Annotated in this window: 21 protein-coding genes and 2 tRNA genes; 7 read left to right on the top strand and 16 right to left on the bottom strand. The window is 66.4% G+C overall.

Translation table 11 applies throughout. The features are described from left to right. Positions 1 to 82: 82 nt before the first annotated feature. From CACI_RS33975 to CACI_RS33925, 12 genes are all read right to left on the bottom strand, one after another. On the bottom strand, positions 83 to 1,375 hold the full coding sequence (locus CACI_RS33975) for an AAA family ATPase (protein ID WP_015795423.1): 1,293 nt from the start codon (positions 1,373 to 1,375) through the stop codon (positions 83 to 85). Positions 1,376 to 1,419: 44 nt separating this feature from the next. Next, complete coding sequence (locus CACI_RS33970; protein ID WP_015795422.1) at positions 1,420 to 1,809, bottom strand: hypothetical protein; 390 nt, start codon at positions 1,807 to 1,809, stop codon at positions 1,420 to 1,422. A 181-nt stretch (positions 1,810 to 1,990) separates the two neighbouring features. Then, positions 1,991 to 2,215, bottom strand: coding sequence for a hypothetical protein (locus tag CACI_RS33965; RefSeq protein ID WP_015795421.1), 225 nt, complete (start codon positions 2,213 to 2,215; stop codon positions 1,991 to 1,993). A 664-nt stretch (positions 2,216 to 2,879) separates the two neighbouring features. Then, positions 2,880 to 3,473: a C40 family peptidase gene (locus CACI_RS48430; protein WP_190276662.1), complete on the bottom strand. Its 594-nt coding sequence runs from the start codon at positions 3,471 to 3,473 to the stop codon at positions 2,880 to 2,882. 29 nt (positions 3,474 to 3,502) lie between these two features. Beyond that, a complete protein-coding gene (locus CACI_RS33960) occupies positions 3,503 to 4,327 on the bottom strand; it encodes a replication-relaxation family protein (protein ID WP_015795420.1) in 825 nt (274 codons plus the stop codon). Then, entirely contained in the window at positions 4,324 to 6,597 is a 2,274-nt protein-coding gene (locus tag CACI_RS33955) for a type IV secretory system conjugative DNA transfer family protein (RefSeq protein WP_223297334.1), read from the bottom strand. The genes CACI_RS33960 and CACI_RS33955 overlap by 4 nt, the downstream gene beginning before the upstream one ends. Before the next feature lie 228 nt (positions 6,598 to 6,825). Continuing rightward, positions 6,826 to 8,652: a VirB4 family type IV secretion system protein gene (locus CACI_RS33950; protein ID WP_015795418.1), complete on the bottom strand. Its 1,827-nt coding sequence runs from the start codon at positions 8,650 to 8,652 to the stop codon at positions 6,826 to 6,828. Positions 8,653 to 8,664: 12 nt separating this feature from the next. Continuing rightward, positions 8,665 to 9,549: a PrgI family protein gene (locus CACI_RS33945; protein WP_015795417.1), complete on the bottom strand. Its 885-nt coding sequence runs from the start codon at positions 9,547 to 9,549 to the stop codon at positions 8,665 to 8,667. A 5-nt stretch (positions 9,550 to 9,554) separates the two neighbouring features. Further along, positions 9,555 to 11,249 (bottom strand): hypothetical protein, encoded by a 1,695-nt coding sequence (locus tag CACI_RS46425; RefSeq protein ID WP_143765492.1) that lies wholly within the window; start codon positions 11,247 to 11,249, stop codon positions 9,555 to 9,557. 136 nt (positions 11,250 to 11,385) lie between these two features. Further along, positions 11,386 to 11,748, bottom strand: a complete 363-nt coding sequence (locus CACI_RS33935; protein ID WP_015795415.1) for a pilin — start codon at positions 11,746 to 11,748, stop codon at positions 11,386 to 11,388. Positions 11,749 to 11,846: 98 nt separating this feature from the next. Beyond that, entirely contained in the window at positions 11,847 to 12,476 is a 630-nt protein-coding gene (locus CACI_RS33930) for an RNA polymerase sigma factor (RefSeq protein ID WP_143765491.1), read from the bottom strand. Between the two features lie 666 nt (positions 12,477 to 13,142). After that, a complete protein-coding gene (locus CACI_RS33925) occupies positions 13,143 to 18,044 on the bottom strand; it encodes a tetratricopeptide repeat protein (RefSeq protein ID WP_190276661.1) in 4,902 nt (1,633 codons plus the stop codon). Between the two features lie 463 nt (positions 18,045 to 18,507). On the opposite strand from CACI_RS33925, the gene CACI_RS33920 reads away from it, so the two are divergent. From CACI_RS33920 to CACI_RS33910, 4 genes are all read left to right on the top strand, one after another. Continuing rightward, positions 18,508 to 19,425, top strand: coding sequence for a TRM11 family SAM-dependent methyltransferase (locus CACI_RS33920; protein ID WP_015795412.1), 918 nt, complete (start codon positions 18,508 to 18,510; stop codon positions 19,423 to 19,425). Then, positions 19,422 to 19,742 carry a hypothetical protein gene (locus tag CACI_RS51645; RefSeq protein WP_190276858.1) on the top strand — a complete coding sequence of 107 codons (321 nt, stop codon included), beginning with the start codon at positions 19,422 to 19,424 and terminating at the stop codon, positions 19,740 to 19,742. The genes CACI_RS33920 and CACI_RS51645 overlap by 4 nt, the downstream gene beginning before the upstream one ends. Continuing rightward, a complete protein-coding gene (locus tag CACI_RS54465) occupies positions 19,696 to 19,923 on the top strand; it encodes a helix-turn-helix transcriptional regulator (RefSeq protein ID WP_015795411.1) in 228 nt (75 codons plus the stop codon). Before CACI_RS51645 ends, CACI_RS54465 begins: the two co-directional genes overlap by 47 nt. Before the next feature lie 199 nt (positions 19,924 to 20,122). Continuing rightward, positions 20,123 to 21,601 carry a tyrosine-type recombinase/integrase gene (locus CACI_RS33910; RefSeq protein ID WP_015795410.1) on the top strand — a complete coding sequence of 493 codons (1,479 nt, stop codon included), beginning with the start codon at positions 20,123 to 20,125 and terminating at the stop codon, positions 21,599 to 21,601. Positions 21,602 to 21,681: 80 nt separating this feature from the next. Here CACI_RS33910 and CACI_RS33905 read toward each other — a convergent pair. Continuing rightward, a tRNA-Ile gene (locus CACI_RS33905) sits at positions 21,682 to 21,755 on the bottom strand. 152 nt (positions 21,756 to 21,907) lie between these two features. Beyond that, positions 21,908 to 21,980, bottom strand: a tRNA-Asn gene (locus CACI_RS33900). Positions 21,981 to 22,176: 196 nt separating this feature from the next. On the opposite strand from CACI_RS33900, the gene CACI_RS33895 reads away from it, so the two are divergent. Beyond that, positions 22,177 to 22,470: a hypothetical protein gene (locus CACI_RS33895; protein ID WP_041540625.1), complete on the top strand. Its 294-nt coding sequence runs from the start codon at positions 22,177 to 22,179 to the stop codon at positions 22,468 to 22,470. 111 nt (positions 22,471 to 22,581) lie between these two features. Beyond that, positions 22,582 to 23,340 carry a 3-oxoacyl-ACP reductase family protein gene (locus CACI_RS33890; RefSeq protein WP_143766013.1) on the top strand — a complete coding sequence of 253 codons (759 nt, stop codon included), beginning with the start codon at positions 22,582 to 22,584 and terminating at the stop codon, positions 23,338 to 23,340. 4 nt (positions 23,341 to 23,344) lie between these two features. Here the strand turns inward: CACI_RS33890 and CACI_RS33885 are convergent, their stop codons facing one another. Together CACI_RS33885 and CACI_RS33880 are read right to left on the bottom strand one after the other, a co-directional pair. After that, positions 23,345 to 23,800, bottom strand: coding sequence for an SAM-dependent methyltransferase (locus tag CACI_RS33885; RefSeq protein ID WP_015795407.1), 456 nt, complete (start codon positions 23,798 to 23,800; stop codon positions 23,345 to 23,347). A 30-nt stretch (positions 23,801 to 23,830) separates the two neighbouring features. Continuing rightward, complete coding sequence (locus tag CACI_RS33880; protein ID WP_015795406.1) at positions 23,831 to 24,538, bottom strand: GNAT family N-acetyltransferase; 708 nt, start codon at positions 24,536 to 24,538, stop codon at positions 23,831 to 23,833. Positions 24,539 to 24,680: 142 nt separating this feature from the next. On the opposite strand from CACI_RS33880, the gene CACI_RS51640 reads away from it, so the two are divergent. Beyond that, a complete protein-coding gene (locus tag CACI_RS51640; protein ID WP_015795405.1) occupies positions 24,681 to 25,718 on the top strand; it encodes a hypothetical protein in 1,038 nt (345 codons plus the stop codon). Positions 25,719 to 25,746: the final 28 nt, after the last annotated feature.

The following is a 25,746-nucleotide window of genomic DNA, read 5'->3' as shown; positions in this document are numbered from 1 at the left end:
GGATCCCTAATCTGTGTGGTGTGCGTTGGTAGGTTCGGTAGCGGCGGCCGGGTGCAATTTGGGTGCGCCCGGCCGCCGCGTACTAGATCCGCCCGCCGAGCGTCAGGGCGTTGACTTCACGGCCGAGGGCGGCGGCTACCGCCTCGGCCACGGCTACGCGGTCCTCGATGGGAGCGACTCCGATGAGGTTGGCGAAGGCGACGTCGTCGCCCAGGACTTCGGCGATGGTGCGGAATCCGAGCAGTTCCCGCAGGTTCGGGCACCAGGACACGTCACCGGTGCCAAGCCGCTTGCGCAGGTTCTTCGCGACGGTGACAGCCTTCGGGTGAATGCCCAGGTCCTTGGCAAGCTCAAGGTCGGAGGACACCTCGACTTGAAAGCAGAACCTCGACGAGAGAGCTTCGGTGAGCACCGCGCCGTGAGCGCCCGGGTTGTGTCCAGCGATCACGTAGAAGCCGGGTGCAGCTGTGACGGCTTCGTTCTTGTGGGCTTTGAGATAGATCTCGCGACGACCGTCCAACGCGGGATAGAGCACCGCCAGGACGTTCGCCGGGATAAGCGTGGCGTCGTCGATCAGCAGGGCACGGCCCTCCCGCATCGCGACCACCAGCGGGCCATAGACAAACTCGTAGGTCCCGTCAGGGTTCTGCGTGTATTCGCCTACCAGGTCGGCCACGGTGGTGTCGTTGTCCCCGGAGACGGTGACCAGGTCAGTGAAAGCCGCCTCGACCATGGAGGTCTTGCCGGTGCCGGGCGGACCGTAGAGCAGCGCGGGAACGCCAGCGTCTCGCAGGCGGCGGAGTACTTCCACGTCGGGATGCCCGCCCAGGCTCCGAAGATGGTAGGCCTGGCCGTTGGGACGAAGAACAGACTTCGGGCTGGCTACGGCGGTTTCCGGCGGAGCTGCCTTCGTCGCAGCCGTAACCGGTTCCGTCTTGGACTTGCTCCGGCTCACTCGCTTTTTGGTCACGGGACCCGGGCTCGGAGTGACGGAGGTGAGGGCTGGCGCGGCAGTCGCCGGTGTAGGCATGGTGCTGGCGGTGACAGTGGCCGTAGCAGGGCCTTTAGCGGGCGTCGCTGTGGCGGTTTCCCCAGCGGCCAGAGTGCTTACCAGGACCGCGAACTGCGCAGCGGCCGGGGTGCTGGCGGTGGCGCGAAAGCGGCGGGGCGTTTCGGAGGTCAGCTGGGCATGTCCGGCGGCTGCGAGTGCCATGAGCGCGTTACCTACAGCTCCGCCGGACGCGTCCAGGGTCTTCGCGATCTGGGTCACGGTGTGTTCGACGTCCGGTGCGGTCGCCAGTTGGGTGGCGACGGCTGCGCGTAGCTGGCCGCGTACCGCTTTGGTCTTGGCGGCCGGGACCGCTTCGGTGGTCATGATGGGGTGGCTCCCGTTGTTCGAAGGTTGACGGAGGTCGCAGGTCAGCGGGTGGCGCGGTTCGGCACCTGGGCGGTGGTCGCGGCGATCGCTGCTGCGCAGACGACCGGCGCGGGGACGTTCGCGGCGAGCGTCACGGCGAAGACCCGGGCGTGGATCCGGCTGATGGGACCGCACTCGGCGACAAGCAGGTCACTCGCGTTCGGGTAGACCGCGAGTTCGGTGATCAGCGCGGCGGGGCGGCGGTGGTCCTCGATCCATTCCAGAACGGCGACCAACTGGCCGTGTTCGGTGATCGCGTGGTGCAGGATGCGCGGCGGTTCGGCGCCGAAGTCGTAGGTGCCCGGGAGCTCGCGGGTGGTGAACCCGGCGGCGGACAGCAGCGGCGCAAGGCGATTCGGGTCGAGGGCGGGGATGTTCTGCTCGGCGGTCATGGGAGTCTCCTCATATCGGCGTGTGAATTCGTTGGGCTCCGGTCCGAAGCAGCCGGATTTCGGCATGGCTCCGCCCGGTCGCGACGATCAGGGATTTGGTGCGGGGGTGGCCGCCGGACGTCAGCGGAAAGGGAGGTCCGGCGGCTGGTTCAGGGGCGGTGAGTCGTCAGCCGGGTGCGGTTCAGCGCGGGGTGCGCGTACCGGGGACGAACGGGGAAGCCCAGGCCCGGGGGAGTCGTGCGAGATTCGACATGGCGGCGTCCAGTTCGGTGAACCGCGCGGCCATGGTTTCGGCACGGTAGGCGTGCGGACAGTGTCCGTCGCAGCACGGTGCCGGGGACTTCGCGGCCCGCGTGGCGTTCGCGGCCAGCTCGCGCAGCTGCGCGATAATGGCGTCAAGGCTCATGACGTGCTCCTTGCTGACTTCAGACGGTTGCTGGGTGTGGTCGGTGCCTCGTCCGGCGGCGGGGGTGCAACCCCGCCGCCGGAGCTTTGTGGCCGGTCGGCGCTGGCGGCCGACGGGCCGAATGGATCGGCCGTCATGGTGAGGCGCGGATGGTGGGCTCCCGTTCTTCCGTGATTCCAGTCGGTGCGATTCGTAATGTCTGTCTCGCCCTCACTTCTTGATGTATCCAACAATATCTTGAACAATGCATGACGCCAAGCGTGAGACGCTCATTTATTCACCCGTTTGGACTACGAGTTTCTTGCGCGGAAATCGAGATTCTGCGAAAATGCCGATTCGCGCTTGCGAATGTCGGGAGTCCTCCTGGGGCAACGCCGGCCCGGGCACGTCGAGACTCATGAGGTGCGTGAAGTGGGCGAGGGTGTTGTGCTGGGCCGGCTGAATAGCAGGTCCAGCACAACACTCGAGCGGACGCGATAGCGGCTGCCAGAACGAGCTGGGCAGCCAAGAGGAGATCGTGGAAAGCGCGATCGTCGGGCTGCGGGTTTGCTCCTGAAAAGGATGCCTGACCTGCTGATTCAGGTTTCCGGCGAAGCCTGATGCGCGTATCACCCGGCGTATCGGTTGTTGTACCGGTCTTCGCGTCGGTGAACGCACCAGGGGCTCAGCGGGTCACCGCGGGCCTGCCGGCCGCGAAGAGGTCGTGCGCGGCGAGCGGGTCGAAACGGACCGTCTCGTGCGGGGCGGGCGCGTTGAGCACGACCGCTGTTCCGCGGACCACACCCATGTAGATGGCAACGTGGTGCGCGAACGATGGACTTCCGTAAAAGACGAGATCTCCGGGAAGAAGACTTTGTAAATCGACTTTAGCGACCGCCGAATATTGGTCTGTGGCGACTCTTGGAATCCCCACATCGGCGCTGCGATAGGCTGCCTGCGTCAGTCCCGAACAATCATATCCTGGATTCCCCGTTCCACCCCATACGTACGGTTTTCCGATCTGAGCCGCGGCGAACGCGATCGCTTGCGCGGCAGCCGGCGACGGGGCGTCACGCTCGGCAGTTGCGATGAGATGGACGTAGTCGTCAGCCGACCAGATACTCGCGGTGTCCACAGGGTCGTGGGCCACTGTGTGCCAGACCTGATTGAGCGGACTGGCGACCGCCGCGATTACCGCGGAAGCGGCGGCGGAGATCAGTACGACGAGGAAAAGGAAGAACGTGGCGGTAGCCACTACGACGCGTGCGGGTGTCGTCAAATCGGTCCTCGCTGGCAATCGGCCGGACGTCAGAGTGCGTGCGGCTGATGGGATACACCGAGATGGGCGCACGCGGCTTCGCCGAGCTCAGCCAGCGTGAGCCGACGGTCGGCGAATGACGGAAGCCAAATGGGCCCTGCGACATCGCTGTGTTCCGGGTCGCCGGAAGCCGTGGCGAACGGGACCTCGACGTCCGCCGCCCTCAAGGACTGACGGACATGCTGCTCCCTCCGGGCGCTGGGCAGCCAGAAGAGCACGGGGCAGCAGGTGTCTGCGGTGTGCATCAGATCGTCGTAGCCGTCGAGCTTGGCGACGAGCCGGTGAAGCGGTTCGCTGCCGGTGTCGTATTCGAAGAAGAACTCGCACCACTGTTCGCCGACGCGCCAGTGTGCGAAGCCGTCAGCTCGTACCCGTCCGGGGAACAGGGCTGCGGTCGACCACTCAGAACGCCACTCTTCCAGGGCAGCGCCGCGGGTGCGCCTGCTGTACGCGATGAGCTGACAGAAGAACTCGTTGACGCCGCGGAGGTGCCGGAGGTCCGGCCGCAGGGCTGCTGCAGTGGCGGCTTGGGCCTTGCCCGCCGGAGGCATGGCAGACCGATCAGCGCCCAGGAGCTTCAGTGCTTTCGCGGTAGCGACGCAGTGGAGTGCTGCCCTTCCGCCCGGGGGACGAAAGGTCTCGATCAGCCCTGCGTCGCGCAGAATGCCGATGCGAAGCCGGGCCTTGCTGGGGTGGTTGAAGAACGCTGTGGTCAGCTGGCTGCTGGTGAGGACACGGTGTTCGGCGATGAGCCGGAGCATGTGGGCGTCACGCGCGGTGATTCGATCTGCGGCGCTGGTGGGGGTCGTCGTCACTGATGGTCTCCCGGCAGAAGGTGCTGGACCGCGGTGTGACGGGCGGCTGTGTTGGCTCGGCTGGCCAGCCGGCTGTGCTCGGCGTGGAGCGGCTCGGACGGCGGGAGCGGCCGGGTGCGCAGGGTGAACGCCGGCATGGTGACGCCGTCGACGTTCAGTCGCAGCGCGGCCTGATACCCGCTCAGATGTGAGAGGTCGTGCTCGGAAAGCATCGGTGCGGTGTGTGTGGCCAGCACCCGTGCGTCCTCCGGGGAGCACGTGAAGAAGACCTTGTTGCGGGTGTTCGCGCTGATGCCTTCCCGCAGATCAGTCGGCATCTGTGCGAGGTTCTGGTGGGCGACGACCAACGAGAGCCGGTACCCGCGAGCCTCGGCGAGCATGTCCTCCAGGGCGATCGGCATCGTGAGGAAGTTGTGCGCCTCGTCGAGGTAGAGCCCGGAGTCGATGCGTGCCCCCTCGGCCGACTTCGCGCGGGCCGAGGCGGCGTGCCATGTCGCGGCGACGATGAACGAACCCAGCAGCCGGGCGGTCTCCTCGCCGAGCACGCCTTTGGGCAGCCGGACAAGCAGGATGCCTCCGTCGAGAACCTCGCGCAGATCGATGGTCGACGCAGGCTGTGCGATGGTCGTCTGGACGAAGTCTCGCAGCAGGAACGCACGCAGCTTGTTCAGGAGAGGCGCGACTACGGCGGCCCGTCCGCCTTCCGACAGCTTGTCGTAGCCGTCCCAGAATCCGTGCAGTACGGAGTACGAGGTCGGAAGTCTGGACAGGACACGTCGCCGGACCACGTTCTTGATCAGCAAATCGGGTACGTCCGCGAGCGTCGGCGTCTTGACCTTGGCCATCACCTTGGCGTCGGCCGTCGCGAGTAGCGTCAGCAGCGCGGCGCGCAGGACGTCATCGGTACGGGGACCCCAGTGCGCCGCGTAGATCCGCCGGAAGATCCCGACCAGATTGTCGACCAGCAGCTCTTGATCGTCCCCGGCATTGAGCACGTTCAGCGTGGCCCGCGGACCAGGCTCGGACGGATCGATGAGGACCAGGCGCGGCCGGGCCTGTGCGGGAAGACGGCCGAGTAGGTCGGTGACGAGGTCGCCTTTGGGATCGATGACGACGACGCCGCGACCTGCGGTGATGTCGTCCAGGATCATCCGACCCATCAGCGTCGATTTCCCGCTGCCGGTGGCGCCGAGGATGTGCGTGTGCTGACGGGCGTCGACGACTTTCAGCCCGATCGGTCGCGCTGGTCCTGCGTCGGAATCGCCCATGAGCTTGACGTCGCGTCCGGCCGTTGCGACGGCGGGAGGCGGCGCGACAGACCGGGCACCGGCCCGCGAGACTCCGAGGGCGAACGGATCGAGCGGCAGGTGCGCGACGGCGGCCAGCTCCGCGATCGAAAGGAGGTCGCCGCGACGGAATGCACGAGCCGAGGTCACCGCCACCGGATTAACAAGGCGTTTGCGCGTCCACCAGTTCCGCTCGGCGAAAACTCCGAACGTCGCCGCGAGGGCGCCGGCTGTGCCGCGCAGTCGAGTCCGAAGCTCTTTGAGGGATTCCGCCTCGACCGTCGAAGCCACGGCATAGCGAACTTCGGTCTCCCACATCGACCCGGTCATCTTGCCCACCGCTGCGCGCAGATCGGCTGCTGCCGCCGGATCCATGCGGCCGACCAACGGCCACGAACTGCCGCGATGGCTCAGAGTGAGCTCGTCGAGTGCCGACAGGGCGACAGCACGGCCGGTCGGCCGACGCTGCCCCGACGCTTGGTGACGCAGATGCGCTACCTGGCGGCGTGCGCTGCGCAAGCGTCGCCCTGTACTGGGACGCGCGAGTACCTGAACCGTCGCGAACTCGCCGCTTTTCAATCCGGCTGCGGCGCCGAGAAGCGCACGCAGCGGGTCCGAATCGAACTTCGCGTGCAGCGGAAGCACCTCGGGCTTGGCCAAACGCAGTCTGCCGCCGGTCGCTGCGACGGCGGTTGACGGCAGCGGCGCCGAAGGTGCCATCGCGACGGTGGTTCGGGCGCCCGGCCAGGCTGATTCGACAGCTGCCTCGACAACCCCCGGCGAGACCACGCCGGGAACCCAGACCCCGATGCGGGCGCCCGAGGCGTCGAAGCAGAACTCGAAGGTGAGGTGCGGTTGGCCGTCGAGCACGCGTCGCCATGCCGGCCGCAGCAAGGCGTGCAGGTGCGACCAAAACGCTGCGGCGGAGTCAGCACCGACGGCGGGAGGCACCTGCACCTCGATCAGACGGGCCCCATCGTCCATGAGCCGCTGGTGTCGAGCGCGGAGCACGAGGCGCGTACCAGCCACGGTGCCGAGAACGGCAATCGAGCCTGACGCGTCGAACATCCAATTGCTGAACACGCTGTCGGCAAGTCCAGCGGTGATGGCGGCGAAGAACGAGTTCGGGTCCTCGAATAGGCGGATAAGTAGGCCGGGCTGCGGAGGCGTTGAGACGCTGACGTCCTCGACAGGGCGAATCAGAGGCAGCATTCAGATGTCCTCGTCCTCGGGGTCTGGATCGTGCCGGGAGGCATCGATCAGCGCCAGCTCAGCGGGATCGGTGGTGGCGAGTATGTGCTCCTCAGACGAGGCGACCGCGGAGAACGCGGCTCGGCTCGTGCCGATGGCGATGAGCCCCGATCCGCGGCCGGCGGCCAACAGATACGCACGTTCGCCGCCGGAGAGTCGGAACGCCGCGGCGACGGCCTCGATGGACTGTGGGGCCTGCCGCAGCAGGATCTGAGTGGCGGCGTTCGCCACTACGGCTTGGCCGAGGTCCGATCCCAGCAGGTCAGCCGCGTCCTGCGTGATGACGGCCAGGCCGGCCCAGTGCTTGCGTGCGGCCTTCGCCATTCGGAACAGGAACCGGGCGCCGGCGGGTTCCCTCATCAGCAGCCATGCCTCGTCCACGACGACGAGCCTTCTTCGACGCTGGGGCGATGTGACCTGGCGCCAGATCGCGTCGAGAACCAGTAGCGTGCCGATCGCCTTCAGCTCTTCCGGCAGGTTCTTCAGGGCGAAGACCACCAGGTGGCCTTCAGCGGCGGTGCTGGTCGGACCGTTGAAGAGCCCTGCGAACGACCCCGTGGTGTGCGGAGCAAGGCGTTCGGCGAGCGACTTGGACTCGGCTCCGCTGCCGGTGGCCAGGACGTCCACGACATCGGTCAGAGTCGGAGCCGCGCGACTGTGCGTTCGTACGTCGTCAGTGATCCCGGCCCTGTCGTAGGCCGACAGGATCGCGGCGTCGAGGGCGGCACGTTCGCCGGCTGTGAGGTCGCTGCCCAGCAGCACGGACACGACGGTGTGGCCGAACAGTGCCCTTCGCCGCACTGCGTCGGTGGACGACTCTCTATCTGAAAACGGCAGGTCGAAGGGGTTGATTCTGGTACCGGGCACGCCAAGTTCGATGACCGTGCCTCCGACCGCCTCGGCCAGGCGTACGTACTCCTGTTCGGGGTCGACGACCATCACCTGGACCCCGGAGTAGAGGGAGCGGAGGATGTCGAGCTTGGTCAGGTACGACTTCCCGGCGCCGGAGCGTGCCAGCACGACCGAGTTGTGGTTGTCCAGCGCCCAGCGGTCGAAGCACACCAGGCCGGCGCCGGTGCCGTTGACGCCGATCAGAACCGGCGTGGTCGAGTCGGCTACTTGGGCGAGCTGATCGCTGGTGAACGGGAAACAGGCTGCAAGGGCGTCGGTGTCGAACGTCCGTCGGATCCGCAGTCGGTCCAGGCCCAGCGGCAGCGTCGTAGTCCAACCTTGGACGGTGCGATAGGTGGCGGGCACCAGCCTCAGCAGCATTCCGTCGGCCGTCGCCTTCACCGCCGCGACGGTTTCGGTCAGGGCATCCTCGCTGTCGGCGAAGACGGTCAGGTAGATGCCAACGGTGAACAGCCTGCCTTCGCCACAGGCGAGCCGATACGCGAGCTCGCGGGCGTCGGCAGCAGTGGACTCGGTGAGCGGATCGTCGAGCCGTCCTCGTTCCGCGCTGAGACGGCGACCGGATTCCAGACGTGCCCGCTGCTTGCGCAGCCTTTCGGCCGCGACGATCGCCGGTACCGGCTCGATATGGATCGCGACGTCGATGCGTGCGGGGTAGGAGAGAAGGGGCTCCAACCAGCCGTTGCCGACCTCTGCCGGGTAGTCGGCGACTGCGAAGCTCGCGGCATGGGTCGACTCGCCGATGGCGAGAGTCTTGGAGCCGATGGTGAGGCTGGACGGCCCCAAGCCGAGGGCACTGCGCCGGGATGCCTTGGTGCTCGACGTCAGTGGCAGGATCGACGCGGCGCCGGCTGCAACAGATGTCAGAGATCTCATGATCAGGTTCCTTCAGCCGTTGGCGTCGGGGTCTAGGGCCGCGGCGAGCGCGGTTGCTGCTGGCGCGGCGTCGAGGGGTGCGACGTCGACTTCAGCGGCTGAGAGCGCTGAGACCGCGCCGTTGAGCCGTTGCTGAGCGCGGGGCATGTGCGCGAGCTCTTGTTCTCGCGCCGTGATCAGGAGCGAGCGGTGCAGCACTTCGCGGCTGTCCCCGATCTGGTCCAGGAAGTCGGCGTGGCCGAGGGCTGCGGACTCCAGCAGCGGGTGCGGCAGCGTCGGCGCCGACGTTCGCAAGGTCCGCGCCTCTGCGGTGAGGTTCGTCGGAGTGGTGCGCGAGGTGATCTGTCCTGCGCCTGTCAGGCTGTTCAGCCAGCGCGCGAAGCCGGTGACGAGCAGCTCTTGTTCGGCCGGAGTACGGAGCGTGAAATTCACAGCTGAAGCCGTCGCCAGCACAGCTGCTCCGTCGGACCCGAGGTCCACCACGCCACCTGAAATCACGCCCTGAGCTGGCAGGTTCAGAGTGGATGGAGTTGTTTCGCGCTGGGTGTGCAATGCGGTCCGGAGGAACTCCGGCGGCTCGTCCACGCCCTCCGGAGCCATGACGAGTCGTCGGGGCGACAGTCTTTGCTTCAGGGCCGCCAGGAGTAGGCGATCGACCCCGATCCCGTCGCGCTCGGCGGAGACTGCGATCCCGAGCACCAGCAGAAACAAGCCGGCCGGAACAGCGAACATCAGCGGCGGCACCGTGCTGCGAAGACCGAGCCAGGACAGCCATTCGGCGACTGCGGCGGCGCTGAGGATCACGGCTTGCCGCGCAGTGGCGCCGAACAGGATCTTGTCCGGCCGGGATACGTCTTGAGGAATCTTGGCCGTGCCGGAGTAGTTGTCGCCTGACATACGTATCAGCTCTTTTCATCAGCGGCGGAGGTGGCGCCACCTCGTCGACGTGGCTCTTTGGCAGTCGGCGGCAGGAACACAGGTGCCAACGGCAGGATCGTCGGCGGGTTCGGCGTGCGCTTCCTCGGCGACGGATTCGGGAACGCCGGTTCGTGTTTCAGAGCCGATCCAGGCCGTGGTTCGGATTTGGCGGGCACCGGCCGTGGCGTGGGTGGGCCGGGCTCTTTCTCGATCGGGCCGAACAAGCCGTACTGCCGTCCCCGAGGCGTGGACGGGGTGTTCAGTTGCTCCTGCTGAAGCCGGTCCAGGCGGGTGCTTCGACCTGGTGGCAGCGCGAGGGGTTTGCGGACGGGGCCTAGCGGGGTGCGCGGTGCTGGGCCGTGCGGGCGGGCGGTGCGCGGTGCTTCAGCAGGTGGTGCGGACGCGTCCGGAACTACGGTCGCCGTGGCGGTGACCGTGTCTGGCGCGGGTCGCCACCCGCCGGGGCCACTCCCCGACCCGGGACGTGGTCCGCGTGAAGGCATCAGAGCTGATCCGGGTAATGGCGGTCCGGGGCGGTTCCGGTTGTGCCAGACACCGCTGGTTCGCTGGGTCGTTGGCCGCCTAGAGAGGTGATCTCGTGCCAATCCGAACCCGCGGTACAGCAGGTAGGACTTCGCCAGGCGGCCGGCCAGGGTCGCTCCGAGAGGTCGGCGTCCCAGGACGATCCTCGTCACCCAGATGGGGATCTTGATCAGGATGAACATGAGCACGAGGGCGAGCAGTAGGTCGACGAGACCTCCGCCGGAAGGCAGCCCGAGGAGGGTGTCGGCATTCGGATCGAAGAACACCTGGCAGCAGGTGATGAGCACGAGGGCCTGCAAGACCTGGGTGGCCAGGCAGCCGATGACAGCCCGCCACCACAGCCGGGCCAGCCCTTCAGTCTGCGGCAGAGCGTGGCAGGCGAATGCGAGCGGAGCACCGGCCGTGAGCACGAGCAGGATTGCCGCGCGCAGGAGGCACGTCACGAGCAGCACCAGGCCCATGACCGCGATCGCGCCGCCGAGGAGAACCAAGAAGAGCTGCGTCACGCCAGATGGCAGGAAGATCTCGTCGACGATTATCGAGGTGAGCCTGGACCCGATCCCTTCGGCAGATAACTGGCCAGTCATGAGGGCCGCCGCCAGAGTGTTCCCCAGCGAGGCCGACTGGCTGATCGCCCACAATGACGCGTTAGACGCGACCATTCCGATGACCAGGCGTGGAGCGATCTCCTTGATCGAGTGCCGGGTCTGCACTGTCTCGTGACCCATGACGATGACGGCGGCGGCCAGAACAAACAGGACGTAGACCGTGTTGGCCAGGATCAGCACGCCGGTCCAGACCTGGGCGATCCGCCCGTCGGACACGTCAGGGCTCGACAACAACGTCGATCCGATCAACCGGAGGACGGGCTGCAGGGCCGACTTCACCAGGTTGCCGAACCAGGCGTCGATCGCCTTCTCGATCTGTCCGGGAACGTCCCACCACGAAGGGTCCGATCCGTTGGCCGGCGCGAGACCGGGACCGACCATCGGCGGCGGCGCCATCTGACCGCCGCCGATCAGTGGGCCGTAGATCCCTGGGGGGACCGGCTGCGGTGTAGGGCTGGCTGGACTGCCGGGACCCGCCGGATCAGCCGCCGCTGTATTGGCGGCCACCACGACGAGGGCGACCGCCATGCCGGCCAGGAGCAGAACCTGGCGGGCATGGCAGCTGCGACTGTGCACTTCTCAGCCTTCGGCGGTCATGAAAGAGGGCATGGGAACTCCTAGAGCCGAGCTGCGGGGGAGAGTCCGGGCGTTGGCGGCCTTGTCGTCAGCCGGCGCCGACGATCTTTTGCAGGATCGTGACCAGGGCCGGGGCCAGGACCGCTAGGCCGTAGCCGATGGCTGCCGATCTCAGAGCGTGCTTGGCCCGCTCGACCTCACCAGGGTCTCCAGACGCGATCAGATACTTGACCCCGCCGATCGTCAGGAAGGTCGTAGCCAGCGTGGCCAGCAGGGTGACCAGCCAGTTGCGGATATTCTTGATCACTGCTTCCAGCGTCGGTCCCGCAGAGGCCGGATGACCGTCCGCAGCGTGGCCTCGGGTCACGGCGTAGATCGCGAAGACGGCGGTCGCGGCCAGCAGTACCGCCGCTCTACGGCGGTGGTCGTGATCGTCGGGATGGTGGGTCATCGTGCGCTGTCCCTTGGCTCGTGGAATCGGCGATACCTCATCCGCAAAGGCCAAGGGCCGGCGCGTGCGCGGGGTCCGAGAAACCCCGCTGACCCCGCTCATGCGCGACCGCGGGACTGCACGAGCGCAGACTTCGACGGCACCGGCTGACCGCGCAGCCACGCGACAAGCCGAGCCTCAGCCCGCTGCCGCCGAATCTTCACCGCGTTCGCCGTCACGCCGAGCATCTCGGCGGCCTCGACCAGCGCGACGCCCTCCAGCCGTGTCATACCGATCAGGTCGGCATCGGCTGCGGTGAGGACGCCTTCGCGCTCAGCGCGAGCGAGCACCAGATCCTCGTGTCCGAACGGCATCCGCGGCGGCTCGGACCGGTGCGTCGAGGCGTGCCGGACGAAGTCGATTTCAGAGGCGACGGTGCGCTCGGCTGCGCGGAAGGCGGCCCAGCGGAGCCGGGGGAGGATCGCCGGGCGCGTGATGTCGATCGTGGCCAGGTGGGCCAGGAAGGCGGTGACAATTTCGCCGTCCAGGTCTGCGACGGCGCCATCGAAGCTGCGCGCGAAGGAGGCGGCGATCGTCTTCAGCGCTGGCATCGCCATCGCGACGGCGACTACGGTCCAGGCGCCAGCCATGCTGCGGGAGCGGCGGACCAACTCGCCCCACACCTCGTCGCGGACTGTCAGGGGAGTGGACTTCGCGAGCAGGGTCTTCCGCAGCTCGGCGACAGTCACGCTGACGCGTCCTCCGGGCGCTGCTGCCTGAAGGAAGGACGCGGGGAAGGTGAGCGGCGCGTCGCTGACGCACAAACCGAGAAAGGCAGACTCAACGGCGTGCAGCGGCGACGCGGAAAGGGTAGATGATGCCGAAGGGGCGGTGTCGATCTTCATGAGGGCTCCCGAAAGCAGGGGTGAACGTGTTGCTTTCGGGTTCGCGAGCCGCCTGAGGCCGCCCTGAGCACAGGCTGTCTGAGGCCTGACTCGTCCCTGAAACAAGGCGGTCGGCCGCAACTGAACGGCCTGAAAAGAGGTCTCGCCGTTCTGCTCTATGTCGCCTTGGCCCTGTCAGTTCAGAAGTCGATCAGAGCCTAGATCGGGCAGCTTCTGTCCCTTGGTGGCGTCAGGCCCGGGGCGATAGCACGAGCTTTACTGCGCCAGCGAGCACCGTGGCGGGCTCAGGTCATCGGTCTTCAGATCCATCTAGAATCGATACCCGGCCGGAATGTCAATGCCTGCTGTAGCTATCGTTGTGAACCGCCACAGGTCCGAATCTCCCGCCCCCGCGTCGACTAGATCGGCCGCGATGGCAGCAGTGACAACCTGGCTATCGGCCTTGCAGTTCTATATAGGTGGCATCACCCGACCGGCTTCGCGAATTCGCCCCGCTTCGGAAGGCTTTCCTCACTCGTGCCGGTCATCCGAGGGAACTCTCAGGTAGATCATCTGGCACCTGGCGCACTTAGCGCTCGTTGCAGCCGGAGGCGCAATTTCAGTTGACGACCGGCCGCAGAGGGCTGCGACCGCTGCACCCTGTTGACGCAGTGCGGCGTCGCTCTCGGTGAAATAATGTGCCAACGTCGAGGCGTCGGGCTTTGCAGTGGCCTGTGTTTTCGCTAGCTTGACCGCTTCAGACCGGAGTCCGGTGACCATTCGCTCCAAGTCAACGCGCACTTCGCGTATAGACTTGGCGGCATTGCTCTCCGTCCCCCCGCTTGCTTCGACGTCGGGGATCAGCTGCTCGCACATGGCAATGGCCTCCATGATCCGGCCGATATCTACGCTGGACCATATCAGGCCCGCCCGGTGGATGATCATCAGCTCACCGCGAGGTCCCACGTAGCGTGCATCGTCCTTGAGCAGCACTTGGTATTGCCGGACGGCTTCGAGGGCTTGCCCGCTTTCCCGATACGCGTTCGCAAGCTCGCCGCGGTGCTCGAGGACCGTGGGGTGGCCTTCGCCCAGAATCTGGCGTTCATCCGTTACCAAGGTACTGAGCATGGTCAGTGACTCGGCGGCCCGTGAGGCGCTGCGATACATGCCGATCAGCTCGTAGCGGCTCTGCAGGACGTAGGGGTGCTCCGGTCCCAAGTTCGCGATCATCGCCGCGATGACTTGTTCGATCAGTGTGATCGCATCGTCGGTCCGGCCGATTTTCGCTAGGACTTGGGCCAGCCGATTGCGTGCGCTGAGGGCCTCCGGATGTCCGGCTCCCTCCGCCGCGGCGAGTGCATCGGTGGTGGCCTCCAGGAGCCGCAGGCCGTCGTCGATCCGTCCGGCGGCGATGTAAGCAAAAGCGAGAGCGGCCTCAGTCCCGGAGACTGCCAGTTGATTCGCTCCGTAGCCCTGGCGTATGTCGGACCGCAGCGCTTCGTACATTTCGATGGCCTCGCTGAGTCGCTCTGTGCCCGCCAACGCCTCGGCGTACTCCGAACGCCAGCCGAGAGTCCACTCATGAGTCGTCCCGAAGGAGTGTTCCGCCTCCGCCACGAGGTCGCCGAGCATTCGAACGCCGTCGTCGTACTTTCTCGCCCTGGCATAGGCCATGGCAAGGCCTCGGCGCAGTCGCATCGCGATGATCTGCTGCTCGGCCAGGTCCGTACGTCCGTTGACCTCGGCGATGAGGCTCTCGTAGATGTTGATCGCCTCGTTGGCGCGATCGGCCGCCGCATAACTTTCGGCAAGTTGAGCTTGGTAGCCCAGCAGGTACGGATCCTCGGGGTCGCGGTAACCTCGCTCGCGTTCCCAATTGGCTTCCAGCATCGCTGCGGCTTGGGCCGTGAACCCGGCCTTTCCGTAGAGATCGGTGAGCGCTTCGCGGATGCGCGTGGTGATGTAATGATCTTTCCCGAATGTTTGTACAGAGGCCGCAAGGGCTTCCTTCATCAGCGTGACTGCTTCATCGATCCGGCCGGCGGTGAGGTATGCCTCGGCCAGGACTGCTCCCGCGACTCGTGACCATTCGTGGCCAAAGCTTCTGCCCGTCTCCATTTTGATTTGGACATGCAGGGCCAGCCCTCGCTCCGTGTCGCCGGCTTTGATGTACGCGTCGGCCAAGCTCCGGCGAGCCGAGGCTGACTTCTCGTGAAGTCTGCCGAAGTGCTCGACCCGTCCGGTCAGCACTCGCTCCCGCAGTGGGATCGCTTCCCGGCGGCGCCCCGCAGACTCGTACGTGTCAGCAAGTTCGGCCACGGCGTCGAGAGTGTCCATATGGCTTTCACCTCGGAGACGGCCAGTTTCGGCGACGACATATTCGCCGATGGAAACGGCCTCGATCGTGCGCCCGAACGCAAGGTACGCTTTGCCGAGGTGTGCCTGGTCCCTGAGGACCCAGAGGTCGTCGTCGCCGCGGACCTGCCGTCGAGTCGCGACAATCTCTTCCAGCATTGCGATCGCTTCGCTCGGACGGCCATGCCGCCCCAGGGCCTCGGCCAGCTTGCCGCGCGTGGTCAACGTCGCGTTGTGGGTTCTCCCTTGAAAGCTTTCGCGATCGGCGGCCAGTTCGGAGAGAAGGGCGACCGCAGCGTGGTTCTGGTTGAGCGCGAGTCGAGCGATTGCGATGCTTTCACGGCATTCGAGGGTGTCGACATGCTCCTCTCCGAGAATCCGCCGGCGCGTTGCGAGCACCTTCTCCAGCACTGCGATCCCCTGATCGAACTGCCCGATGCCGAAGAGCGAGGTAGCGAACTTGACACGGCCGTGGAGGGTGATCGGATGATCGTCGCCGAATCCACGCTCCTGCTCTTCCAAAACGACACCGGCCAAGTCGACTGCTTCCCGGAACCGGCCCTGTTCGCGATAGATGTCGCTTAGACTGCCGACACAGTTGAGAGCGACGACGCTGTCTTCACCAAGCGCCGCCTGCGCGATCGGCAGCGTGCGTTCATAGAGCTGCAGGGCGTCGTCGGGCCGGCCGGCGGCTCTGTAGGTGGCCGCAAGGATAAGCACGTAGTTCAGCGTGAGCTGATGGTGCTCGCCGAATGCGGCTTTACTTAGTTCAACGACACGTTCGGAGGCGATCGCACTTTCCGGCGCCCGGCCCTCGTCCTGGTAGAGGGCGGCCAGCATGCTTGTGATCGCGACGATCTGCGAGATGTCCTGGCTGTGGTCACGCTGAGCGGTTGCGGCCATTTCCTCCGCTAGCGCGAGTGCCTCCGCGTGGTGGCCGAGGCCTCGGTGGGCGATCAGCATCGAGAAGCGGGAGCTGATCGTCTGCCGGTCGTTGGGACCCAGGACTCGTCGTCGTGTCTCGTAGCATTCCTCATGCATAGTTAGCGCAGCCGCGAAGTCGTTGCGGTAAGTTTGGAAATCCGCCAGTTGGCTTTTGAACCCGACCGTGTCGGCATGCTCGTCGCCGAGAACCTGCCGACTGGTCTCGAGTGCCTCGGCGAGGATGGAGATCGCATCGTCGGTCCGTCCAGACCGCATGACCACCCAGGCGAGTTTTGATCGCGTCGACAGGGTGTCCGGGTGGTCCGGTCCCAGGAGACGAGTCCGGGCCGCCACGACCTCTTCCAGCAGCGTGCCTGCCTGCAGAAGCCGGAAGGTGGCTAGGTAGGCAGCCCCGAGACGGTCCTTGGCCGTCAGAGTGTCGAGATGGTCGGAACCGAGGATCGCCGCCAGTCCGGAGGCCGCGATCTGTCCGTGGACCTGCGCCGTGGTCGAGTCGGTGGCTTCGTTGAGCAGGTGCGTGCAGCGGGAGAGTTGGTTGAGCAGCCGCGTCGCGATGTCGGTGTTGGCGAGCCCGGAATCGGTCTTGGACGAGGGCGCGTTGGTCTCGGGCTCGTCCGGCAGACCGAGGTGAGGTTTGAGACGGACGATCGCCCGAGCTCGCCACTGGATCTGGATCCGATGCTCCCAGGAACCGAGCTCGTCGGCGTCGGTAGCCTCGAACGCACCAGCGAGACCTGCGAGCGCCTGCTCGAGGTCCCCTCGGTTCCGTGCGCGGTCCAAAAGTACCGTCTGAGTCAGGATGTGGACGTCGAACGCCTCGAAGCCGATCCGGGCTCCAAGACTGCTCTCGACGATGTCGCCGAGGATGCGGTCGACGGTGTCCTCGGCGATGTCATTCTCGGCGGCCTGGACAGCGGCGTGGAGCAATGCCCTAGGCATCCCGTCGCCCGGCAGCAGCGCCATGGCGGCTAACAACCGGTCGAGGATCGCCTGGTCACCAGCCCGCTCGGCGGCGGATTCCTCGATTCGTCCGACCGAAAGCAGAATCGCCTGAGCGAATCCGTACGGGTAGGTGTCCGACCGCACCGGGCCGAGTAACTCTCCGATCTGGACGTTCCGCAACCGCGCCCGATACCGCTCGTAGGAGATGCCATCGTGCCTGATCACCGGCGCTGCCTGTGCGAGGGCCACCGGCAGCAGTCCCAGATCCGTAGCTAGGTCGGCGGCGCCCGCTGTGCCGAGCCCGGTGCGCCGGTCCAGGTAGGACACCGCCTCGCTGAGCGTGAAAGGGCCGACCTCGATGGGTGGTTCGGTGCTCAGGGCGCCCAAGTCGGTCACATTGGTGGTGAGGACAGTGGCGACGTGACCTGTGGCTGGAATCCAGGGGCGTATGGCTTGTGCATCGACCGCGTTGTCGAAGACGAGTAGACAGCGTTCAGACGTGGCCCGCAGCCAATCCAGTGCAGCCTGGGCCGAGGCGGCGGGTTCGTCAGGGACCGCGACACCCAGCCGGTGGGCCAGCGAGCTGAAGAACACCGGGACCGACGCTTCCTGCTCGGCGTTGACCCAGGCCACCACTGTCCAGTCGGCGGCATCCATAGCCCGGGCAAGAGCAGCGGCCAGATGGCTTTTGCCCATGCCGCGTCCGCCCAGCAGAACAGACACAGTCGCTGTGGAAGCCCGCTCTATACGCTCGGCAAGTAACCCACCGAGGTCTGGACGACTCTGAAACGCAGGCGGCTCAAGCGGAAGGTCCCCCATCCGCACCCGGACTTTTGGGGGCACCACCTCGCCTGCTGGCGGAAGTACTGTCTGATGCACAGTGGTTGTAATGGTCGAGCGGTTGATCCTGGCGCGGCTGCCCCGATCTGCAATGACGACACCTGCGACGTGCGCAGTGTCGCCGGTGCCGCCCCGAATATCCGCAGCCGATCCGTTGTCGGCAGCTCGCGCGGAAGCTTCATCCAGAGCAGGGCCGGTGCCACCCGCAGCAGTATCGTCCCGGCCGACCCACCACGCACCTACGGCAAAGCCTCCGGCTGCAACGATCGCTGCGACGATACCGGCCCACACTTCCCCTGAGACCCCGGGAACTGCCAATATCACCACCCACGCGGTACCCAGCGTCAGCAACGTGGCAGAGGCTCCTGCGATCAGCCACCGACTCCGTACGCCCATATCCCCACCCCATGCACGGCTCTACTAGGGTTTGTTATCAGTAGTCTGTCACTTGTTTCGTCGCGGGTGCACGGATGGGGTGATTTACCCGAACGACACCAGCCCTCTGTAGCTCAGTGCGGACCCCCTCCGGAGCTTTTCGGCGACAGCGCCCACAGTCCCCGACCGTGGCCCCGAGCCAGCGCCGATCTTGAACCCAAGATTGTTCCCAAGGTGGTGATTCCGGCAACGGGGTCGAGCGTGACGTACGAGGCGCCGCCGCTGCCGGGCAACGTGGCACTGCGGGTGAAGTAGTCCAGCCCGAGTGTCCTAAGGGGTCAGCGGATTCGTGCAGACCCCGACGGTGCACGCGTCGCAGGCCTTTGTTACCGATCCTGCCCTCGCTCCGAGGGCCGGGCCGTGACAAAGGAGTTCCGGTTTGAACGCCACACCACCGGTCCCCGACAAACCGCCGCTGTCCGTGTGGGCCACTGCCCAAGACGGTCCGCGGGCGCAGCGCCGGGGGCGCTACCTGCAGGAGTCGGAAGCGCATCCGGCGAAGATGTTCCCGGCGATCGCCGCCCATGCGATCGCCTCGTACACCCGGCCTGGTGACCTGGTCGTTGACCCCATGTGCGGGATCGGCACCACGCTGGTCGAGGCTATGCACCTGGATCGCATGGCCATCGGTGTGGAATACGAGAAGCGGTGGGCCGACCTGGCCGTCCGCAACGTCGAGCACGCCGTCGATCAGGGTGCCACCGGGTATGGCACCGTCGTGCAGGGCGACGCCCGTGAGGTCGATCGCATCGTGGGAGCGGACGTACATGGTCGGGCCGCACTGGTGCTGACTTCGCCGCCATACGGTCCGGCGACTCACGGCCACGTTCGGGGTTCGTCCGCCAGTGGCCAGCCCGGCGTGCAGAAGCGGAACCATCACTACGGCGACGATCCCAACAATCTGGCACACCAAGGCGTCGAGGACCTCATCGAAGGCTTCACCCAGATTCTCACCGGTTGCAGAAAGTTGCTGCGTCCCGGTGGCTTCCTGGTCATCACCGCCCGGCCGTACCGCCGGACGGGTCGCTTGGTCGACATCCCTACCCTGGCTACCCAAGCGGCTATCGCTGCCGGCTACGTCCTGCACGAACGCTGCATCGCCCTGCTGGCGGCGACTCGCGACGACGGGCTGATGGCGCGGGCGTCCTTCTTTCAACTGGTCAACGCCCGCAATGCCTTCGTCGCCGGCAGCCCCACGCACGTCAGTGCGCACGAGGAAGTCATCATTGCCCGGCACCATGACGAGGACGTCGGCTGCGCCTGTGTGCCTGCGGTTCCTCCCGGGAGGGCCGCATGAGGAGCACCGATGCCGACACCGGGAATGATCTCTTCGTCCAGTTGGCAATCTGGCTGGCTCAGGACTTCCCGTCTGAAGTGATTTCGGTTAGATCTGGCTGTTCCAGTACAGATCGTCAGAAGTCGAGCTATGGTCTGCCTGCATCCAGCGCCGATCATGCCACCGGCCTGCACAGGAAGGATTCTGACTCAGCCGAGCGGCTGACTACTCGGCCGGATGTAGACCTCTGCGTCGCCCCCGTCAGGACTGCAGGCCTCAAGGGGAGTGTGCATGCCGCCCCGGCACGTCCCGATCCGCAGCATCCGAAGCTCAGCTGACGACTCCCTGCTGAGCATCCCCCAGGTCATCACGGAGCTCGGGATCAGCCGGGCGACCTTCTACCGCTGGCGGTCCCTGCGCAAAGGGCCGGCGAGCCTTCGCCTGCCCAACGGCTCTATCCGCATCCGCCGCTCCGATCTTGACGCGTTCCTTACCGCATGCGAAGAACCGCGCCACTGACCTGGCGTCACGGTAGAGGGCTCGGCGTCCACGGCCGCTGAGCCCTCTCCGGCCGGACCACTTAACACTGCCGCACGGCCAACCCCGAATCCGGCTCCTAATCCGGATCGATTCCCTCAAAGCTGCGACCCAGTACGCAGCGTCAGCACGTATCGCGGGCTGCGATCAGCATGCCCGCCGCAAGAAAGGCGCGACCTCTGTGCAGAGCCTGGACGTACGAGTCTGGAGCATTACACCGATCAAACTGGCGAATAGGACGACCTACAAAGTTCGTTGGGGCGTGGCGGGACGAACCTTCAGCAAGACCTACGCCAGCAAGCAACTGGCTGAATCCCGGCGAAGCGAACTACTGACGGCTCAGCGCCGCGGCGAGGCATTCGACCGCGATCGCGGGCTGCCGGAGTCAGAGATCCGTGCGATGCTCGCCAGCGTCAGCTGGTACCAGAACGCGATCGAGTTCATGGACACGGTGTGGCCCGGCCTTGAACCGGGTTCTCGCCGGAAGTTGGCGGAGTCGCTCGCAACCGTCACGCTGGCCCTCACCGAGCCTGGGATCGACCCAGTCGATCACGCGTTCTGCTTCCGTTGGCTGGTCCGATGGGCCTTCAACAGCCGGGAGCGAATGACCGCGGCATTGGACGGCGAGGCAGCGTTCGTCGTCCAGTGGATCGCAGATCATTCCCTCCCGATGTCGGCGCTCGCCGATCCGAAGGTGGCCAGGCGCGCCTTCAACAGTACGACGACGGACTGTTTTGGCAGGCCTTATGCGGTCAACACCTACCGCAACAAGAAGAAGGGGCTCAACGGCGCGATCAGTTTCGCGATCGAGATGGGTCGCCTCGACGCGAACCCTCTCGAACGCATCAGCACGACCCCGCCCAAACATAAGAGCTCCGTCGATCGCACCGCTGTGGTCAACCCGGCTCAAGCGCGGTTGCTCATCGAAAGAGTTCGCGAACAGGGCCCGACGGCGCCACGGTTGGTGGCGTTCTTTGCTGTTTTGTACTTCGCCGGCCTTCGGCCTAGCGAGGCGCTCGCTCTGCGCGTCTCGGACTGCGACCTGCCTGACGTCGGCTGGGGTTCTCTGCGGTTTGCTGAGTCCGTGCCGTATGCCAATGCGGCGTGGACTGACGACGGTGAGACGAGTCCGCGCAAGTCGCTCAAGCATCGCGCTCAAGGGCAGAGCCGCATGGTCCCAGCCTGCCCGGAGCTGGTGCGGTACCTCGCGGCGCATATCGAGAAGTTCGGCGCCGCCCCCGATGGTCGCCTGTTCTTCCGTCTGGACGGCGGCCCAATTCGTCACTCCACCTATGCCAAGATCTGGGCCAGAGCCCGGGCGGCGGCACTCACGCCGGATCAGTGCCGCTCGCAGCTGGGCCGACGGCCCTATGACCTGCGGCACGCGGCGGTCTCGACCTGGCTGAACGCCGGGGTTCCGGCCACACAGGTCGCTGAGTGGGCCGGCCACAGTGTCGAGATACTGCTCAGCACCTACGCCAAGTGCATCGATGGGCCGGACCAGGATGAGCTGGCCCGGCGGCGCATCGATGCGGCGCTAGGTTCGGCAGATGGGGCCGTTGACCAGGGGGCAGCTCGCGAAAGCCAGGACAGAAATAGGACACAAACAGCGGCTGATGATGATCCACAGCGGGAAACAGTGAGACATCGGCTGCCCTGACCGGACCCCGAAAAACCAGCAATGACCTGGCCCTTAAGCGCTACACCAGCTGCTGCGGGCCAGGTCATTCTGTTATGAAGTGGGGCGTGAGGGACTCGAACCCACGACCAAGGGATTATGAGTCCCCTGCTCTAACCAGCTGAGCTAACGCCCCAAGTGTGAAGTGTCTCGCCGCTCACTACGTTGGTGGGCATGTGCCCGGCGTTGTGGCGGATCAACCCTCCCCGGTGATCTGCTTCCCCTAGTGACGGCAAACGTCTCCGGGTCGCGGGGGGTGCCACGCGAGCGGAGACGTTCGGTCGTGCGCTCCTGCAATAGGACTCGAACCTATAACCTGCCGGTTAACAGCCGGCTGCTCTGCCAATTGAGCTATGCAGGATCGTTCTTGCGCCGCCTGTTCTGGGCGCTTTGGGCGGTTCCAGTGGGGCGGTGCGTGACTAGGTTAGCGCATCCTGGGGGGAGATCCGCAATCGGCTTTGCTGGGCAGGTCGGGGTGGGTGTGGGAACTTTGGGGGGTCGCCCGTCCGTCGTAAGGTCCGTTCGTAGGATCTGGTGGCGTGGGTAATGGGGTTGCCATGAAGGCTGGGACGAAGCTGACGTTGGCCGCCGGACTCGGGGCCGGGTATGTGCTCGGTACGCGTGCCGGGCGGGAGCAGTACGAGAAGATGCGGACGGCGGCGCGCAAGGTCGCCGACAAGCCCGCTGTGCGCCAGACCGCCAATGTGATCCAGGTACAAGCGTTCGAGATCACCAAGAACACCGCGTCCAAGGGGCGCGAGGCGGTCGGGCATGTCGTGGAGACGGTGCGCCACCGCGGAGCGGGTGACGGCGGGGACGGCGAGGTGGGCACCGGCGACGACCTCAGGTAACGCCGCCCGGGGGCGCGCCCCGTTGACCCTCCCCTTGACTCTGACACTGATGGTAGGGATCGATCCTCTCGTCATGGGCTCACCCCGAGCCCGTGACGAAGGGGAACGATGATGAACGACGTGGCCGACTCGACCGACGTGGCCGGCACGGTGGCTCTGGTGACCGGAGGCAGCCGGGGGATCGGCGCCGCGATCGCCCGGAAGCTGGCATCGCACGGCGCGGCCGTCGCCTTGACCTACGTGCAGGCGGCTGAGCAGGCGAAGGAAGTGGTCGCGCAGATCGAGGCCGGCGGTGGTCGGGCGATCGCGATCCAGGCTGACCTGACCTTGCCGGATGCCGCGGTGCAGGCGGTGGAGCAGACCGTGCGGGACCTCGGCGGGCTCGACATCCTGGTGAACAACGCCGGCTTCCTCACCTACGGTCCGCTGGATGAGGTGACGGAGACGGAGCTGGACCGGGTGCTGGCCGTCGACGTCCGCTCGGTCTTCCTCGCCTCCCAGGCGGCTGCGCGGCACATGCGCGAGGGCGGCCGCGTGATCAGCATCGGATCGTGCTTCAACGGGCACGTGCCGGCTGAGAACTTCGTGCTGCAGGCGATGGCCAAGTCGGCGCTTGTCGGGCTGACCAAGGGGCTGGCGCGCGAACTCGGGTCGCGGGGGATCACTGCCACGGTTGTCGATCCCGGGCCGATCGACACCGATATGAATCCCGAAGACGGGGACAGCGCTGACTTCCAGCGCTCGCTGACGGCGCTCGGCCGCTACGGGGCGGCTGAGGACATTGCGAACGCGGTGGCGTACCTGGCCGGGCCCGGCGGACGGTACATCACTGGCACTGCGCTGGCCGTCGACGGTGGCTACACGGTCTGACCCGCTAGTAGTACTCCCGCATCAGCTCGGTGGCCCACTCGGGCTGGGCCACCTCGCCGATCGGGCCGAACTCCGCCATGTACGGCTTCAGATCCAGGACCGGGGTGCCGTCGACGGCGTCGAGTCCGGTGACGTGGACGTCGCGGCCCTCGACCTTCACCAGCCGGCAGCGGGAGACGCCGATCCGGTTCGGCCGGTTCTTGCCGCGCTGGGCGAAGATGCCGACCAGCGGCCACTCGGTGTTGTTGCGGGGATGCCGGGCACCGGTCTGCACCTTCTCCGGGTCCACCAAATGGAACTGGTAGACGACCTCCAGGTGCGAGAAGGCGTCCAGCCCGGCGAGGGCCTCGGGACCGAAGCGGTCGTCGAGCCGGATCACGGCCTGCTCCCCGCCCCAGTCGTCGTCGCGCGGCTCGGCACGGCCGCCGACCACCTGTCCGATCGGGATGATGTTGGTCATGCGGCCCAGGATAGGCCGGAGCGCCCATCGCTATCTGAGGTGGAGCCACCAAGTGATGCCCACCCCGATCTGACGGAAGCCGCAGGACTCGTACAGCAGCTTGCCCTCCGGCGTCGCGTTCATCACGGCATTGCTCGCGCCGGCCTCAGCCGCCGCCGCCACGACCGCACGAAGCAGCCCGCTCCCAAGCCCCCGCCGCTGAAACTGCGGCCACACGTTCATGTCGAACACGCCGGCCGTCTCACCCGACAGATGCGACCATGCGCGACCGGCGAACCTGCGGCCCTTCCGATCGTCGTAAGCGGCGGCGTACCACGTGTGCTGAGGGCGTACGCGCGTCACCTTCAAGGTCTCCGCATACGCCGCGTACTCGCCCTTGTAATCAACGGTCTCCTGCAGTAGCTCGATGCGCGGATCGCTGGCGGCGCCGACATCGGCGACCGGCGCCGTCATCCACCACGGCTCCCACCCACGCTCGAACCCGGCGGCAGCCAAGGCCGACGTGTCGGTCTCCGCTCCGAGCCACGCCCCGATAATCCGCACGCCTGTCTCGCGAGCCTGCTCCACAGCCCGCTTCACCGCGTCAGCCGGAATGCGTTCCGGGAACATCAGATTCTGCGCGTCGCCCTCGCGGGTCCACAGCAGCGGACCATCGGTCCAGCTCCGGCCGCCGAGGACCGCGGCACGACAGGTGAACCAGCAAGTCTGGACGGCTTCGCAGGTCTCGACGCTCGGCATGCGATCACGCTAGCGGCCGGGACCGACAACACCGCCGAAATCCGCCGCTGACCTCCGCGATGTCGATCCCCGCCGCGTAACAAGCCGAGCCCGCCGCGCGTCGGACATCACACAGGGAGGAACCGAACCAAAGAGGTGCCACGTGCGCGACGATCTGCCCCACGCCATGCGGGAGACCGCGCGCCGGTTGGAGCCGGACGTCGTGCGGCTTGCCGCCGGCGGTGTCTCGCGCGGGACGCGGATGCGGCGCCTGGAGCGGGCCGTGCAGGTGCTCGGCTCGGTGGTGGCCGTGGCTGTCGTGTTCGCGGGGGTCGTACTGGTCGGGTCGCATCGGACGGCGAGTGTCGGCGGGGGTGCGGGAGGGACGAATCCGCCTGCTGCGTCAGGTCTCGGAAACATGTCGACGGAGGCGTCGCCCGGCACACCGAATGGCAATGCCGACAGCGACGGCAATGGCAACGGCAATGGCAATGGCAATGGCAATGGCAATGAAAGCAGCGATGGCAATGCCAATGGCGCCACCCCGGCCAACAACCCTCCGAGTTCCAGCAGCTCCGCCCCGCAGATCTCCCAAGGCGACCTGATCGGGACCCTGAAAACTCTCCTCGGCGGTGCCGGAGTCAGCAGCGGTTCCTACGTAACCCTCGGCACCGACGTCAAGCACGGCACGCCGGGCACGCCCCCGGTCTCCGCGAATGCGGTCATGATCGATGCCCAACTCGCCGCCGGCAAATCCGTCGGATACATCAGCATCGTCATCTCCGGCGTCGGCCCTTCCGTTCCTCCGCTCGGCACGCCGCAGGCGCAGAAGGACGGCTCAGTCGCCTACGTCGCCAAACAACCGGGATCGTCCGACGGCCGCCACAACGACCGGACCGACCTCTTCGTGACCCTCGTCCGTCCCGGCGGCTCCACGCTCACGGCCGTCGAGACCGACGCCCCCAACGAGAAGAGTGCCGCGGCCTACGGCGCAGTGCTGCTCCTCTCGCCGGACCAGGTCACCTCGATACTGGACAGCCCGGCGTGGAACACCGCGATCGCCGCCGCCGACGCCCTGCCGACGTCGGCTGGAGGGAACGGGTCCGTACCGTTCGCCACGAAGACGGGCACGTCGTCGCCGTCGGCAGACCCCACATCGTCGCCATCGGGAGCCCTCGAGACCGTCCTCATGCCGGGCTAGCCGCGACCGGATCCAGCCTCCCGCATCG

The organism is Catenulispora acidiphila DSM 44928 (genome assembly GCF_000024025.1).
Taxonomy (GTDB): domain Bacteria; phylum Actinomycetota; class Actinomycetes; order Streptomycetales; family Catenulisporaceae; genus Catenulispora; species Catenulispora acidiphila.
This window is presented reverse-complemented; position numbering and strand designations above follow the sequence as displayed.

Coding starts and splice junctions, on each gene's coding strand:
- CACI_RS33975 (WP_015795423.1), bottom strand. CDS start 1,375: ATGACCACCGAAGCGGTCCCGGCCGCCAAGACCAAAGCGGTACGCGGC.
- CACI_RS33970 (WP_015795422.1), bottom strand. CDS start 1,809: ATGACCGCCGAGCAGAACATCCCCGCCCTCGACCCGAATCGCCTTGCG.
- CACI_RS33965 (WP_015795421.1), bottom strand. CDS start 2,215: ATGAGCCTTGACGCCATTATCGCGCAGCTGCGCGAGCTGGCCGCGAAC.
- CACI_RS33955 (WP_223297334.1), bottom strand. CDS start 6,597: ATGGACGATGGGGCCCGTCTGATCGAGGTGCAGGTGCCTCCCGCCGTC.
- CACI_RS33950 (WP_015795418.1), bottom strand. CDS start 8,652: ATGAGATCTCTGACATCTGTTGCAGCCGGCGCCGCGTCGATCCTGCCA.
- CACI_RS33945 (WP_015795417.1), bottom strand. CDS start 9,549: ATGTCAGGCGACAACTACTCCGGCACGGCCAAGATTCCTCAAGACGTA.
- CACI_RS46425 (WP_143765492.1), bottom strand. CDS start 11,249: ATGGCGGTCGCCCTCGTCGTGGTGGCCGCCAATACAGCGGCGGCTGAT.
- CACI_RS33935 (WP_015795415.1), bottom strand. CDS start 11,748: ATGACCCACCATCCCGACGATCACGACCACCGCCGTAGAGCGGCGGTA.
- CACI_RS51645 (WP_190276858.1), top strand. CDS start 19,422: ATGAGGAGCACCGATGCCGACACCGGGAATGATCTCTTCGTCCAGTTG.
- CACI_RS54465 (WP_015795411.1), top strand. CDS start 19,696: ATGCCGCCCCGGCACGTCCCGATCCGCAGCATCCGAAGCTCAGCTGAC.
- CACI_RS33895 (WP_041540625.1), top strand. CDS start 22,177: ATGAAGGCTGGGACGAAGCTGACGTTGGCCGCCGGACTCGGGGCCGGG.
- CACI_RS33890 (WP_143766013.1), top strand. CDS start 22,582: ATGAACGACGTGGCCGACTCGACCGACGTGGCCGGCACGGTGGCTCTG.
- CACI_RS33885 (WP_015795407.1), bottom strand. CDS start 23,800: ATGACCAACATCATCCCGATCGGACAGGTGGTCGGCGGCCGTGCCGAG.
- CACI_RS33880 (WP_015795406.1), bottom strand. CDS start 24,538: ATGCCGAGCGTCGAGACCTGCGAAGCCGTCCAGACTTGCTGGTTCACC.